The sequence below is a fragment of the Stenotrophomonas sp. 80084_Sma genome, assembly GCF_056481995.1.
In genome coordinates, this window is the sequence record NZ_CM151177.1 from 41,342 (window position 1) to 54,996 (window position 13,655).

The window sequence follows — 13,655 nt, forward strand, 5'->3', positions numbered from 1 at the left end:
TGCTGCGTTGATGCAATGAAGAAGGGCCGGCGCAATGCCGGCCCTTCTGCTTTACACCCATCGGTAGTGCCGGCCGCTGGCCGGCAACAATTGAACCGCCAGGCGCTTACAGCGCGCTCTGCGGGCGCACCTTCAGCACCGCTTCCTCGGCCGCGCAGTCGCGGCTGGAGTGCAGGCCGGCCTTGCGCGCGGCAGCGATCTCCTTGCGTGCGGCCAGCAGGTCCTTGTTGAACGCGGCGTTGTCATGCAGGCGGGCCACGGCGGCGGCGCCCATGAAGCGGCCTTCGAGGATGTCGCTCTGCCAGTGCACGTTGCAGACCAGGCGGCTCTCGCCGTAGTTGCGGCCGCGGGCCTGGATGGCATCGGCGCGATCCGGTGCGATCTCCGACAGGATCAGGGCCCAGGCCCAGCCGATCGAGGTGTGGCCGGACGGATACGAGCCGTTCTTGCGCAGGCCTTCTTCGTCCTTCGGCGAGCAGGTCGGTTCACCATTGACCATGAACGGGCGCGGGCGCTGGTAGTGGTTCTTGGCGGCCTTGGTGGCGGCGCTGGCGTCGATCCGGCTGCGCTCCAGCAGGCGGTACAGCGCCGGGGTCTTCACCGCATCGACGTCGATGTCGGCGGCGCAGGAGAAGTGGTTGGCGCCTTCTGGGAAGCCGAGTTCGGCATCGACACCGGCCTGGGCGAAGCGCGGGCTGCCACGCAGCGCGCGGGCTTCACGGCTGACCTGTTCGTCGAGGGCGAGGGCGGCCGAACCGGCCACCGGCGGTGCTGGCACCAGGTCGAGGCTGGCCGGTACCGCGCTCTTGTCCAGATAGCCCACCGCCTTGGTGGTGATGTTGGCTTCGACGGCGGTCGGCTTGGCGGCGGTGGCGGCACAACCGGCCAGGGCCGCGATGACGGCAAGGCCGAGCAGCGGGCGGGCAGGGTGGGAAATCAGCGACATGGACAGGCTCCGGAGGAAAAACATCGCGCCATGATCGCAGCCCGTATACGACACCGCAGTGGCCATCGGTCATACGGCCAGACCCGGCATGGTCATCCCGGCGATATGAAAAGCGTCATCGAGTGACGTCAGTCTCCTGAATCCGGGCGCAGCGCACGGACTTTCACGCGGCCTCGCCGCGAGCATCGGCACAACGGCAAGCACCAGGGGCCGTCCATTTCCAGCCGGGTCGGGGGGATCCGTTGACAGAGGGAGAGAAGCGATGCGCAGCACCGCAACAGGAAGTACCGTCCTGGCCCTGCTCCTCGGGCTGGCAACCGCGCCGGCACAGGCGGCCGACGTGGTCGGTGTGGCCTTCGTGCATGGCACCGGCGCACAGACCAACGCCACCCAGGACTACTGGCAGCCGGCGATCATCGACACCGTGCGCCAGGGCCTGCCGAACAGCAGCAACTATGTGGTCATCAACTGCGACTTCACCCAGTACATGTGGAAGCCGGAAGCGGCCGGCTGCCTGGCCAATCAGCTGACCGGCTTCATCGACAGCCGTGGCATCACCCAGCTGGTGGTGATCACCCACTCCAACGGCGGCAACGTGATGCGCTGGATCCTGTCCAACCCGACCTATGACAGCCGCTATCCGAAGATCATCCGCACGGTGCGCAAGGTCAACGCGCTGGCACCGTCTTCGGCCGGCACGCCGTTGGCCGATGCGGTGCTCAACGGCAACACCTTTGAAACCTCGCTGGGCTGGCTGCTGGGCTACAAGAACGACGCCGTGCGCCAGCAGCAGGTGGCGAGCATGGCCACCTACAACGCGCAGAACCTCTACGGCACCGCTGGCCGCCCGGCGCTGCCCAAACCGTTCCGTGCGGTGGTCGGCAGCGATGTGGAATCGGCGGTGTGGGACAGCAACAGTTACTGCGGTGGCTATGCCGCCAACGTCGGCCTGGAGTTCACCCAGAACTGGCTGTCGTCCTGCTCCGATGGCTTCCTGGAGTGCAGCAGCCAGAAGGCCGCCGGCACCACCTGGTTCACCGACAAGGCGCTTACCCAGGGTGCAGAACCGCTCAGCCACAACCAGAGCCGCCGCGAGTGCTTCGGCCTCGGCACCCTGCTGCGCAACGACCTGACCCAGTGAGGGAGACGACCATGACGATTCAATCCACCCTGCTGGCCGGCGCCACCCTGGCAGTGCTGTCCCTTTCCGCAGCGCAGGCCGCGGAGCCGCTGCAGGCCGCCCGTGCGGGCGATCAGGTGCCTGCCGCCCTGGTAGCCGCGCCGCTTCCCACCGATGAGAGCGAACACGCGCCACTGGCCTTTGCCTGGGCGCTGGACCCAGCACAACCGCTGCAGGCGGCCACGCCGTATGCCTCGGTCAGCCGCAGCTACTGGCAGCAGGTTGATGGCACGCAGCTGCAGCGAGGCCTGGACCTGCCACTGACGGCGCCGGATGCGGTGATCCAGCTGAGCCCGACCGCAGGTGCCCGCGCGCTGCCGGCCAACACGCTACAGGTGCGCGACCCGGCCGGCCGCAGCAGCGTGGCGCGCAGTGTCGATGCGCGCGCGCTGCAGGACGCCGGCATGCCGGTCAGCGATGGCAGCAGCATGCTGCGTACCGGCGCGACCAGTGCCGTCGGTGCCTACACGCTGCAGAGCGCGCAGGCCCAGGGCCGCTACGTGGTACAGGTGCTGGAGCCGAACAGCCCGCTGCGGCTGGAGGTGCAGGCCAACCAGGCCCAGGTGCTGGCCGGCGGTAACATGCAGCTGCAGGCACGCCTGCTGGAAGACGGCGCCACCACCGCGCAGCTGGCATCGCGTCGTGGTGGGCTGGGCGGTGAAGCCCTGCTGGTCGCACCGGATGGCCGCAGCTGGCCGCAGCGGTTGCTGCGAACCACCGATGGCAGCCTGCGCGCGCAGGTGCGGATCCCCGCCGATGTCGGCAGCGTGCAGGGGCTGTGGGAATTGCAGGTGTTCGCCCAGGCCGACGGTGTGCTGCGCGATGGCAAGGTCGCCTTTGCGGTGGCACGGCCGACTGCCCGCTTCAGTGGACAGGCCGCGCCGGACCCGGCCAGTCGGCAGGTGGCGCTGCCGCTGCAGGTGGCCGCCGCCGGCCGCTATGAGGCGCGGGGCACGCTGTACGCCACGGCCCGCGATGGCCAGTTGAAGCCGGTCGCACAGGCACATGCGGCCGCGTGGTTCGATGGCCCGGGCGCAGGCCAGCTGGTGCTGCCGTTCGACCAGGCCGCATTGCCGGCCGGTTTCGGCGCACCGTACGAGCTGCGCGACCTGCAGCTGCAGGACCAGAGCCGGATGGCACCGATCGAGTCGCGCGCACTGGCGTTGCGGTTCTGAGCAAAGCGGTGGCGGGCCGGAACATCCGGCCCGCTGCCCCGCCTTCTGTAGAGCCGAGCCATGCTCGGCTGCTTCTGCTCGCGGCGAACGGCAGTCGAGCATGGCTCGACTCTACAGACGGTTACGGAGAGCGATGCATCTGTCTATCCCGCGTACGCGGTCAGTCGGCCTTCCTGCTCGACCACCGTAATCGCACCGCCGAACACCGCCGACAGCGGTTCGTTGCGCAGCAGCTCGGCGCGGGTGCCATCGGCCAGTACGCGGCCGTCGCGCAGCAGCACCACCCGCTCGATCTCGGGAATGATCTCTTCGACGTGATGGGTCACCAGCACCAGGGTGATGCCCTGCTGTGCCAACACCCGCATGGTCGCCACCAGCTGCTCGCGGGCGACCAGATCCAAGCCGGTGGAGGGCTCATCCAGCAGCAGTGCCTGCGGCCGGTTGACCAGCGCGCGGGCGATCAGCACGCGGCGGGTCTCGCCGGCCGACAGCTCTGCGTAGGCGCGTTCACGCAGCGACAGCGCGCCGGTCATCGCCAGTGTCTCGCCGACGCGTGCACGCATGTCGGCGGTCACCTCGCGGAAGGCCGGTACCACGTAGCTGGCGAAGAAGCCGGACAGCACCGCCTGTTCCACGGTCAGCCCGGGCATGTCGGCCAGGTTGCTGCTGAGGTCGCCGGTGACGATGCCCAGCTGCGAGCGCAGCCGGTCCACCTGCCAGCGGTTCTGGCCCAGCACCTTCACCGCCACCGCGCCGTCGCCCTGGGCCAGCGGGTACAGCTCGCGGGTGATCAGCTTGATGAAGGTGGACTTGCCGCAGCCGTTGGGGCCGAGCAGGGCGGTGTGCTGGCCCTGCGCGATGCGCAGGCTGAGCCCGTGCAGCACCTTCACCTGGCCGCGTACCACGGTGGCGCGGTCCAGTTCGATCAAGGGGGGCAGCTCCGGCAGGGGCGGGGCGGCGGTCATGGCGCTGGCGCGTGGATCAAGGCTCGACAACTCAGGTCCCCAACTGTGAACGGTGCCTCGGATGGCGATGCAAAGCATCGCCGCAGGGATGCAGTTTGCAACGCAAGCGCCCATGATGTCTGCCATCCCCGCGTCGATCCGGAGAGCCGTCATGCCAGATGCCCTGATGTCCCTGTTGACCGGTGGTGTGCTCGGCCTGGGGTGGTGGGCCATGCTGGCGGTGCTGCTGGTCTTCACCCAGATCACCATCTTCTCGGTGACCCTGTACCTGCACCGCAGCCAGGCCCATCGCGGGGTCGATTTCCACCCGGCGCTGGCCCATGTGTTCCGCTTCTGGCTGTGGCTGACCACCTCGATGATCACCCGCGAGTGGGTGGCCATCCACCGCAAGCACCACGCCAAGGTGGAGACCGAGGACGACCCGCACAGCCCGGTCACCCGTGGCATCGGCAAGGTGTTCTGGCACGGCGTGGAGCTGTACCGCGAAGCGCGTGGCATGCGCGCGGACATCGAGCAGTACGGGCGCGGCACCCCGGATGATGCGATCGAGCGCCGCCTGTATACCCCGCATGCCACGTTGGGGCCGGTGCTGCTGTTCGCGATCAATACCGTGTTGTTTGGCCTGCCGGGCGTGGCCCTGTGGGCGATCCAGATGGCATGGATCCCGTTCTGGGCCGCGGGCGTGGTCAATGGCCTGGGGCACTGGTGGGGCTACCGCAACTACGAGTCCGCCGACACCTCCACCAATCTCACGCCGTGGGGGTTCTGGATCGGTGGCGAGGAGCTGCACAACAACCATCATGCCTTCCCCAGTTCGGCGCGCTTCGCGATGCGGCGCTGGGAGTTCGATATCGGCTGGAGTGCGATCCGCCTGCTGCAGGCGCTGCGCCTGGCCAAGGTGCTGCGGGTGGCGCCGGCCATGGACGTGCGCCCGAACATCGCGGTGCCCGATGCCGAAACCCTGAAGGCGCTGCTGTCGCACCGCTTCCAGGCGATGACCGATTACCAGCGCAATGTGTTCATGCCGGCCCTGCGCGAGGAAGCCGCGCAGGCCGGGGCCAAGCTGCGTCGCCTGCTGCCGCGTCGGTTGCGCCGCGGCCTGGTCAACGATGGCCGCTGGCTGAAGCCGGACAGTCGTGCCCAGCTCAGCGAATGGGTGGCGCAGCGCCCGCGCATCCGCACCCTGGTCGAGTACCGCGCGCGGCTGGCGGCGCTGCTCGAGGCCCGCGGCCACGATGCCGCTGAGCGCCTGCATCAGTTGCAGGCGTGGTGCCGTGAGGCCGAGGAAAGCGGGATCGCCGCGCTGCAGGCCTATGCCGCACGGTTGAAGGGCTACAGCCTGGTGGGCGCGTGAGGGCTGGGTACGGGGTTCTGCTGGCGGTGCTGCTGCCGGGCGTGGCGCTGGCCCAGGTCACCGACACCACCAGCTACCTGCAGCGGATGGACAGCGATGGCGACGGCCGGGTGAGTGAATCCGAGTACGTGCAGTGGATGCTGTATGCCTTCGACCGCATGGACCGCAATGGCGATGGCGTGCTGAGCGCAGACGAGCTGCCCGGCGGCAAAGGCAGGGCGATCAGCCGCGAGCAGCAGCGGCAGGTGATCGTGCAGCGTTTCCACAAGCAGGATGCCAACGGTGATGGCGTCCTGGATGCCCGTGAACTGGCGGCACCGCCACGCTGAGCGGGCGTAGAATCGGTTCATGCCTGAACTGCCCGAAGTCGAAACCACCCGCCGCGGCCTGGCGCCGCACCTGCAGGGTCGCCGCGTGCATGGCGTGATCCTGCGTCGCGCCGACCTGCGCTGGCCGATTCCGCCGGAAGTGGCCGAGCTGCTGCCGGGGCAGCGCATCGAGGAGATCCGCCGGCGCGCGAAGTACCTGCTGCTGGATACCGCCATCGGCAGCGCGGTGCTGCACCTGGGCATGTCCGGCAGCCTGCGCGTGCTGCCCGGTGATACGCCGGTGCGCGCCCACGACCACGTCGACATCAGCCTGGACAACGGCCGCCTGCTGCGCTTCAACGACCCGCGCCGCTTCGGCAGCCTGCTCTGGCAGCCCGCCGGTGAGATCCATCCGCTGCTGCAGGGGCTGGGCCCGGAGCCGCTGGACGACGCGTTCGACGGCGACTATCTGTTCGCCCGCAGCCGTGGCCGCAGCGCGCCGGTGAAGACCTTCCTGATGGACCAGGCGGTGGTGGTGGGCGTGGGCAACATCTACGCCGCCGAGAGCCTGTTCAAGGCCGGCATCAGCCCGCTGCGCGAGGCCGGCAAGATCTCGCGCGGGCGGTATCAGCGGCTGGCCGACGCGGTGAAGGAAACCCTCGGCTACGCCATCACCCGTGGCGGCACCACGCTGCGCGATTTCATCAGCCCTGACGGCGCACCGGGCTATTTCGAACAGGAACTGCTGGTGTACGGCCGCGATGGGCTGCCCTGCCCGAACTGTGGCCGCGCGCTGAAGCACGCCACCATCGGCCAGCGCGCCAGCGTCTGGTGCAGCCATTGCCAGCGCTGAGCCGGGCGGCCAGCGGCAGCTGAACGGGCAGGGTACGTCTCCGCTGCCCGTTAACGTTTGTCTGCCTATGATGGCCGACCTTCCCTCTGTGCCTGACGCGCCTGCATGCAACGACGCGACTTCATCCGCAATGCCTCCCTCGCCCTGGCTGCATTCGGCCTGCCGTCCCTGCCCGCGTGCGCGGCCAGCAAGAGCGGCCAGATGGGCCTGCGCCGCCTCGGCCAGCCGCAGCCGTTCGACTTCGCCACCCTGAAGGGCCAGGCGCGCGCGCTGGCACAGGCACCCTACAAGAGCCACAAGCGGGTGCTGCCGGGCCGCCTGGAAGGCCTGGACTGGGACCAGTACCAGTCGATCGGCTACCGCCAGGACCATGCGCTGTGGGCTGACCAGCCGGGCAAGTTCCAGGCCAAGTTCTTCCACCTGGGCCTGTACTTCCACTCGCCGGTGCGCATGTTCGACGTGGTCGACGGCAAGGCGCAGGAGCTGGCCTATGACGGCGCGGCGTTCAACTACGGCAAGAGCGGCATCAAGGACGGCGAGCTGCCGGCCGATCTGGGCTTCGCCGGCTTCCGCCTGAACACCCGCAAGGACACCGACCGCGACTTCGCCGCCTTCCTCGGCGCCAGCTACTTCCGCGCGGTCGGCAAGGAAGGCCAGTACGGCCAGTCCGCGCGCGGCCTGGCGATCGACACCGGCATGGGCAAGCCGGAGGAATTCCCGGACTTCATCGCCTACTACCTGGAGCAGCCGTCGGCCGATTCGGAGACGATCGTGGTCTACGGCCTGCTGGATTCGCCCAGCGTGGCTGGTGCGTACCGCTTCGCCATCACCAATGGCGACGTGCTGCTGATGGATATCGACAGCGCGCTGTACCCGCGCAAGGCGATCGAGCGGCTGGGCATCGCCCCGTGCACCAGCATGTACCAGGTGGGCGAGAACGACCGCCGCATGGCATGGGACTGGCGCCCGGAGATCCACGACACCGATGGCCTGTCGCTGTGGACCGGTGCCGGCGAATGGATCTGGCGACCGCTGCTGAACCCGCGCAACCTGCGCTTCAACATGTTCGTCGACCGCAACCCGCGTGGTTTCGGCCTGCTGCAGCGCGACCGCAACTTCGACCACTACCAGGACGACGGCGTGTTCTACGAGAAGCGCCCCTGCCTGTGGGTGGAGCCGAAGGGCGAATGGGGCGAGGGCTCGGTGCAGCTGGTGGAGATTCCCACCGTGGACGAGACCTTCGACAACATCGTGGCGTTCTGGAACCCGAAGGAAAAGCCGCAGCCGGGCCAGGAGCTGCTGGTCGGCTATCGCCTGTACTGGGGCGCCGAACCGCCGGCACGGCCGCCGCTGGCGCACTGCGTGGCCAGCCGCACCGGCCTGGGTGGCGTGGTCGGCAAGAAGCGCGAGTATTTCAGCTGGCGCTTCGCGGTGGACTTCGAAGGCGGCGAACTGGCCAGGCTGATCGACAAGGGTGAGGTCGAGGCCGTGGTGGAAGCCAGCCGCGGCCGGGTCGAGATCGTGTCGGCGCGCCCGCTGCGCGAGATCAACGGCTACCGCGCGATGTTCGACCTGGTGCCGCCGGAAGGCAGCACCGAGCAGATCGACATCCGCCTGTTCCTGCGCAGTGGCGGCAAGACCCTCACCGAGACCTGGCTGTACCAGTACACCCCGCCGCCGGCAGGTGCGCCGGAGCGCACGCTGTACTGAATGGATGCGGCCCGGTGCCGGCTACACGCCGGCACCGTTGTTTCAAGGCTTGCTGTCGGTGGCGTGCGACTGGGTCGGCACACCCACTTCCACCGTGCCCCGGCGGATCTTCATCCAGGTTTCGTCCTGCCAGCGTTCGTACTGCTTCGGGTCCCAGTACTTCGGGTCGTAGAGGCGATCGGCCTTGATGGTGCGGGAGATTCCGCCGTCCATGTACACGATGTCGACGTTGTTGGACATCGAGCCGACGCGGCTGCCGGTCATCTCGCGGCGCCCCTTTCTGAGCACTTCGGCCATGCGTGGGCGCGCGACTTCGTCACCATACTCGGCGCGCAGCGCGCTTGCCTGCGCGCGCGCCGCATCATGCTGCTCCAGCGGCAGCGTGGCCCAGTACTCGTTGCGCAGCTCGACGAACAACGGATAGCCACGTTCGGCCGCCACCTCCATCCAGGCATAGGCCATGACCGGATTGCGCGGCTGCTCTACCCCGTACCAGTACATCTCGCCGAGGTAGCCCTGGGCAGGCTTGTCCGCATACCGCGCGGCCAGCCGGAAGTTGTCCATCGCGCCGTTGACATCGTTGCGACGCAGCGCGTTGACGCCCCATTGCCGGTACATCATGTCCGGGTGGCTGTCCATGAAACCGGCGCCGATCACCGCCGCATCGTCTTCACCTGACGGGCGCTCGGCCGCGGTGGCCAGCAGGGGCAGCAACAGCAGCGGCAGCAGCAGGAGGGCAGAGCGCATGTCGGACGTCCAGTTCGGCAGCAGGGGAGCCGCAGCCTAGGCGCGACAGCGCTTGCTTGTAAACCGCTGGAGGTCATGGCGCACCGGCGCGCCTGCTACAGCGGCAGCGGCGCCTGCGCCGGATCGATCCGCCCTTCGCCGCGGGTGATCTTCTTGAACTCGGCGCGACTGACCGACACGTAGCGGTCGTTGCCGCCGATCTCCACCTGCGGGCCGTCCTGCACCGCGTGGCCATGCTCGTCCACACGCACCGTCATCGTCGCCTTCTTGCCGCTGTGGCAGATGGTCTTGATCTCCTGCATCTCATCGGCCCAGGCCAGCAGGTACTGGCTGCCCTCGAACAGCTCGCCGCGGAAGTCGGTGCGCAGGCCGTAGCACAGCACCGGAATGCGCAGCTGGTCGACCACTTCGCTGAGCTGCCAGACCTGGGCGCGGGTCAGGAACTGCGCCTCGTCCACCAGCACGCAGCCCATCGGGCCGTTGGCTGCCAGATCCTGCTCGACCCAGCGCTGCAGGTCGGTATCGCGGTCGAAGGCCATGCCGTCCGCACGCAGGCCGATCCGCGAGGCGACCACGCCGGCGCCGGCACGATCGTCCAGGCGCGGGGTCAGGATCGCCACCCGCATGCCGCGCTCGCGGTAGTTGTGCGCGCTCTGCAGCAGGGTGGTGGTCTTGCCGGCGTTCATCGCCGAATAGTAGAAGTAGAGCTTGGCCATCGACGGATTGTACGCCGCAGCCCCGCTTTGCCGAAGCCGTTCAGCAACCCCACCGGCGGCCCGCTGTGGTCGTCACCCGGCCCCGCTACAATCCCCATCCCATGCACGGTCTCAATCCCCCCCAAGCCGCCGCCGTCCTGCACATCGAAGGTCCATTGCTGGTGCTCGCCGGCGCGGGCAGCGGCAAGACGCGTGTGATCGTGGAAAAGATCGCCCACCTGATCGGCTGCGGCCGCTATCCGGCGCGCCGCATCGCGGCGATCACCTTCACCAACAAGTCGGCCAAGGAAATGCGCGAGCGCGTGGCCAAGCGCCTGCGCGAGCAGGACGCCGACGAGGTGACCATCTGCACCTTCCATGCGCTGGGCCTGAAGTTCCTGCAGATCGAGCACGCGGCCGTTGGCCTGAAGCGCGGCTTCTCGATCTTCGATGCAGACGATGCCGCTGCGCAGATCAAGGACCTGATGTATGGGGCCAAGCCTGATGACATCGAGGACATGAAGAACCTGGTGTCGCGCGCGAAGAACGCCGGCCTGTCGCCCGAACAGGCGATGGCCGCCGCGCGCAGCAATCGCGAAAAGGAGGCGGCCAGCGTCTACGAGCGCTACCAGCTGCGCCTGACGGCGTTCAATGCGGTCGACTTCGATGACCTGATCCGTCTGCCGGTGCAGATCCTGGAAGAAAATCCGGAGATCGCGCTGGCCTGGCGCGAGCGCATCGGCTACCTGCTGGTGGACGAATGCCAGGACACCAACGACGCGCAGTACCGGCTGCTCAAGCAGCTGGCCGGTGACAAGGGCAACTTCACCTGCGTGGGTGACGATGACCAGTCGATCTATGCCTGGCGCGGCGCCAATCCGGAAAACCTGCAGCAGATGGGGCGCGACTATCCCACGCTGGAGATCATCAAGCTGGAGCAGAACTACCGCTGTTCCAACCGCGTGCTGCGCGCGGCCAATGCGCTGATCGCCAACAACCCGCACGAGCACCTGAAGAAGCTGTGGAGTGACCAGGCCGACGGCGAACGCATCCGCGTGTGGGAATGCCGCAACAGCGAACATGAGGCGGAAAAGGTTGCCGCCGAGATCGCCTTCGTGGCGCAGTCGCGCAATGTGCCGTGGAGTGATTTCTGCATCCTGTTCCGCGGCAACTTCCAGTCGCGCCCGCTGGAAAAGGCGATGCAGCTGCTGCGCATTCCCTACCACCTGACCGGCGGCACCATGTTCCTGGAACGCCAGGAAGTGAAGGACACGCTGGCCTGGCTGCGCCTGCTGGTGAACCCGGACGACGACACCGCGTTCATGCGTGCGGTGCAGTCACCCAAGCGCGACGTCGGTGCCGGCACGCTGGCCAAGCTGGCCGAGCTGGCGCAGGAGAAGGACATGCCGATGGCGCAGGCTGCCGAGGCGATCGGTGCCCTGCAGCAACTGGCCCCCGCGCGCGGCCAACAGCCTGGCGCGCTTCACCGACATCCTGCGCGACCTGCGCGCGCAGATGCGTCAGGTCACCTCGGGCGACATGATCCGCAAGGTCGCCAAGGAATCCGGCCTGCTCAGCGAACTGCGCCAGCAGGCCAAGGAAGAGGCAAGTTACCAGCGCCGTGCCAACAACATCGAGGAACTGGCGCAGTGGTTCGAGGGGGGCCCGCGCGGTGCCACTGCCGCCGACCTGGCCGGCCAGCTGGCGCTGCTGTCGCGCAGCGACAAGGACGAGGGCGGCAACCAGGTGCGCATGATGACCATGCACGCCTCCAAGGGCCTGGAATTCCCGTACGTGTTCATCGTCGGCTGCGAGGATGGCGTGCTGCCGCACCAGGTCAGCCTGGACGAGGGCAACCTGCAGGAAGAGCGGCGCCTGCTGTACGTGGGCATCACCCGCGCCAAGATCCAGTTGTGGATGAGTTACAGCAAGCTGACCCGCAAGTTCGGTGAGCACGTGCGGTTGAAGCCGAGCCGGTTCTTCGAGGAGATTCCGGCGGAGGAGATCCAGCGCGATGGTGCTGATCCGGTGGCCGATGCGGTGCGCAAGAAGGAACGGGCGAGTGCGGGGTTGGCGGCGATCGAGGCGCTGTTCGATTGACCGGCGAACGGCGCAGCCCCTCGTGGCTGCCGCCGTTCGCAGCGCATTCGTGGTGGGCCGGGCGGGTGGGCTGGTCGGGACACGCCGTAAACCCGTCCATGGGGGCTCGGCCGCGGCATCCATGCCGCGGACGGTCCCGCCCAGCCCACCCGCCCGGCCTCTGACAGGTTCCGTGCGCGCCAGCCACGGAAAAGAAAAAAGAAAATCAAAAGCAACAGCCGGGGGTTGAGGCAGAATCGGGGTTTCGGCTGGAGGTCTGCGCGTGCATCCCATTGAAAGTGAACGCCTGCGCCTGCGTGCGATTGAACCTGATCGCGATGCGGCGCCGATGCTGGCGCTGTTGAATGATCCGGGCTTCGTGCGCTTCATTGGTGACCGCAATGTGCGCAGTGAAGAACAGGCGCGTGAGTACATCGCGCTGCGGGTGCTGCACAGCTATGCGTTGAATGGGTTCGGCATGTATGCCATCGAGCGGTTGTCCGATGGGGCGTGGCTGGGCAATGCCGGGCTGGTGCGCCGCGATGGCTTGCCGGGGCCGGACATCGGCTACGCGGTGCTGTCTGAATTCGCCGGGCAGGGCTATGCCGGTGAGGCGGCGCGGGCGGTGTTCGCGCATGCGCGCGCTGAGCTGGGCCTGCAGGATCTGTACGGCATCACCGATCTGGACAACGTGGTGTCCGGGAAGATCCTGCTGGGCCTGGGCATGCAGGAGCGCGGGGTGATCCAGTTGCCGGGCATCGAAACGCCCAGCCGGCTGTACGCCACCTTGGGTGCGGCTGACGTCGGGTAGTGCCGGCCGCTGGCCGGCACAGTAGCAGCTGACGGTGGGTGCCGACCGTTGGTCGGCACGATTCAGATGCAGTGCCGACCAACGGTCGGCACCCACCATCAACCGCGCAGTTCGGCCAGCTGCGCCTGCAGCTCGGCCACGGCCGCTTCCAGCTGGGCCACGCGCTCGGCCAGGCCCGGATCGGCCGCGTCGCTGCCACCGCCGCTGCTGGCGTATTTGGCCGCAAGCGCCGCGCCGTCCACTTCACCGCACAGCAGGTGCATGTAGCGGTCTTCGCGCTGGCCGCTGGCGCGCGGCAGTACTACCAGCAGCGCGCGCTGCTGCAGGCGCTCGATGGCGTGGCGGGCTTCGTCGGCGTCGGCGAAGCGGTGCAGGCGCTCGCTGCGCGTGACCAGTTCGCCCAGGGTCTGCGGCCCACGCAGCAGCAGCATCGCCAGCAGAACGGTCTGCTGCCGGGTCAGGTCCAGCGCGGCCTGCAGGCGGTGCTCGTAACGGTCTGCACGGGAGGAGAAGTGCTGGCGGGCCAGGCCCAGTGTTTCCAGCTGGCGCAGCGCGTGCTGCACGCTGCCGGCATCGACGTTCATCACCGGCTCGCGGGCGGTCTTCTGGTTGGCGGCCGATTGGGCGGCGTTGACCGTCAGCGGATAGGTGTCCGGGGTGGTTGCCTCCTTCTCCACCAGGCAGCCCAGCAGGCGGGCCTGCACGGCGTCGAGCAGGGGGACGTCGGGGGTCTGGGTGGAATCGGTCATGGCGGCCTCCGGAAGGGCAACGGGTCAACCGCCAAGCATAGCCGTCCCGGGACCGCCTTTGCCGGTAAAATGCGCCGGTATAT

12 protein-coding genes and 1 pseudogene are annotated in these 13,655 nt (G+C 68.1%); 8 read left to right on the top strand and 5 right to left on the bottom strand.

Annotation, left to right across the window (positions count from 1 at the left end; genetic code table 11):
• Positions 1-106: 106 nt before the first annotated feature.
• Positions 107-946, bottom strand: a complete 840-nt coding sequence (locus tag ACZK3W_RS00180; RefSeq protein WP_049399001.1) for an acid phosphatase — start codon at positions 944-946, stop codon at positions 107-109.
• A gap of 262 nt (positions 947-1,208) precedes the next feature.
• Here ACZK3W_RS00180 and ACZK3W_RS00185 point away from each other — a divergent pair, with 262 nt between their 5' ends.
• Positions 1,209-2,087, top strand: a complete 879-nt coding sequence (locus ACZK3W_RS00185; RefSeq protein WP_293799242.1) for a hypothetical protein — start codon at positions 1,209-1,211, stop codon at positions 2,085-2,087.
• Positions 2,088-2,098: 11 nt separating this feature from the next.
• On the top strand, positions 2,099-3,301 hold the full coding sequence (locus tag ACZK3W_RS00190) for a DUF4785 domain-containing protein (protein ID WP_180837738.1): 1,203 nt from the start codon (positions 2,099-2,101) through the stop codon (positions 3,299-3,301).
• Between the two features lie 143 nt (positions 3,302-3,444).
• Here ACZK3W_RS00190 and ACZK3W_RS00195 read toward each other — a convergent pair whose 3' ends face one another.
• Positions 3,445-4,266 (bottom strand): ABC transporter ATP-binding protein, encoded by an 822-nt coding sequence (locus tag ACZK3W_RS00195; protein ID WP_293799245.1) that lies wholly within the window; start codon positions 4,264-4,266, stop codon positions 3,445-3,447.
• Between the two features lie 151 nt (positions 4,267-4,417).
• Between ACZK3W_RS00195 and ACZK3W_RS00200 the strand changes: the two genes are divergently transcribed.
• The 4 genes from ACZK3W_RS00200 to ACZK3W_RS00215 all read left to right on the top strand — a co-directional run bounded on the left by ACZK3W_RS00200 (position 4,418) and on the right by ACZK3W_RS00215 (position 8,491).
• Positions 4,418-5,620, top strand: a complete 1,203-nt coding sequence (locus ACZK3W_RS00200; protein WP_100467666.1) for a DesA family fatty acid desaturase — start codon at positions 4,418-4,420, stop codon at positions 5,618-5,620.
• Positions 5,617-5,949 carry an EF-hand domain-containing protein gene (locus tag ACZK3W_RS00205; RefSeq protein ID WP_180837739.1) on the top strand — a complete coding sequence of 111 codons (333 nt, stop codon included), beginning with the start codon at positions 5,617-5,619 and terminating at the stop codon, positions 5,947-5,949. The genes ACZK3W_RS00200 and ACZK3W_RS00205 overlap by 4 nt, the downstream gene beginning before the upstream one ends.
• 19 nt (positions 5,950-5,968) lie before the next feature.
• Complete coding sequence (gene mutM, locus ACZK3W_RS00210) at positions 5,969-6,781, top strand: bifunctional DNA-formamidopyrimidine glycosylase/DNA-(apurinic or apyrimidinic site) lyase (protein ID WP_180837740.1); 813 nt, start codon at positions 5,969-5,971, stop codon at positions 6,779-6,781.
• 105 nt (positions 6,782-6,886) lie between these two features.
• Positions 6,887-8,491, top strand: coding sequence for an OpgD/OpgG family glucan biosynthesis protein (locus tag ACZK3W_RS00215; RefSeq protein WP_012509627.1), 1,605 nt, complete (start codon positions 6,887-6,889; stop codon positions 8,489-8,491).
• Positions 8,492-8,533: 42 nt separating this feature from the next.
• Here ACZK3W_RS00215 and ACZK3W_RS00220 read toward each other — a convergent pair whose 3' ends face one another.
• Positions 8,534-9,238 carry an SEL1-like repeat protein gene (locus ACZK3W_RS00220; RefSeq protein ID WP_032128680.1) on the bottom strand — a complete coding sequence of 235 codons (705 nt, stop codon included), beginning with the start codon at positions 9,236-9,238 and terminating at the stop codon, positions 8,534-8,536.
• Positions 9,239-9,333: 95 nt separating this feature from the next.
• The gene (locus ACZK3W_RS00225; RefSeq protein WP_008264720.1) at positions 9,334-9,954 is read right to left on the bottom strand and encodes a thymidine kinase; all 621 of its coding nucleotides are present in this window, start codon (positions 9,952-9,954) and stop codon (positions 9,334-9,336) included.
• A 101-nt stretch (positions 9,955-10,055) separates the two neighbouring features.
• Between ACZK3W_RS00225 and ACZK3W_RS00230 the strand changes: the two are divergent.
• Both ACZK3W_RS00230 and ACZK3W_RS00235 read left to right on the top strand, forming a co-directional pair.
• Positions 10,056-12,033: pseudogene (locus ACZK3W_RS00230) on the top strand (UvrD-helicase domain-containing protein).
• A 262-nt stretch (positions 12,034-12,295) separates the two neighbouring features.
• Positions 12,296-12,823, top strand: coding sequence for a GNAT family N-acetyltransferase (locus ACZK3W_RS00235; RefSeq protein ID WP_049422378.1), 528 nt, complete (start codon positions 12,296-12,298; stop codon positions 12,821-12,823).
• Between the two features lie 98 nt (positions 12,824-12,921).
• On the opposite strand, the gene ACZK3W_RS00240 is transcribed toward ACZK3W_RS00235, so the two are convergent.
• Positions 12,922-13,572 (bottom strand): YceH family protein, encoded by a 651-nt coding sequence (locus ACZK3W_RS00240; RefSeq protein WP_032128686.1) that lies wholly within the window; start codon positions 13,570-13,572, stop codon positions 12,922-12,924.
• Between the last annotated feature and the right edge of the window lie 83 nt (positions 13,573-13,655).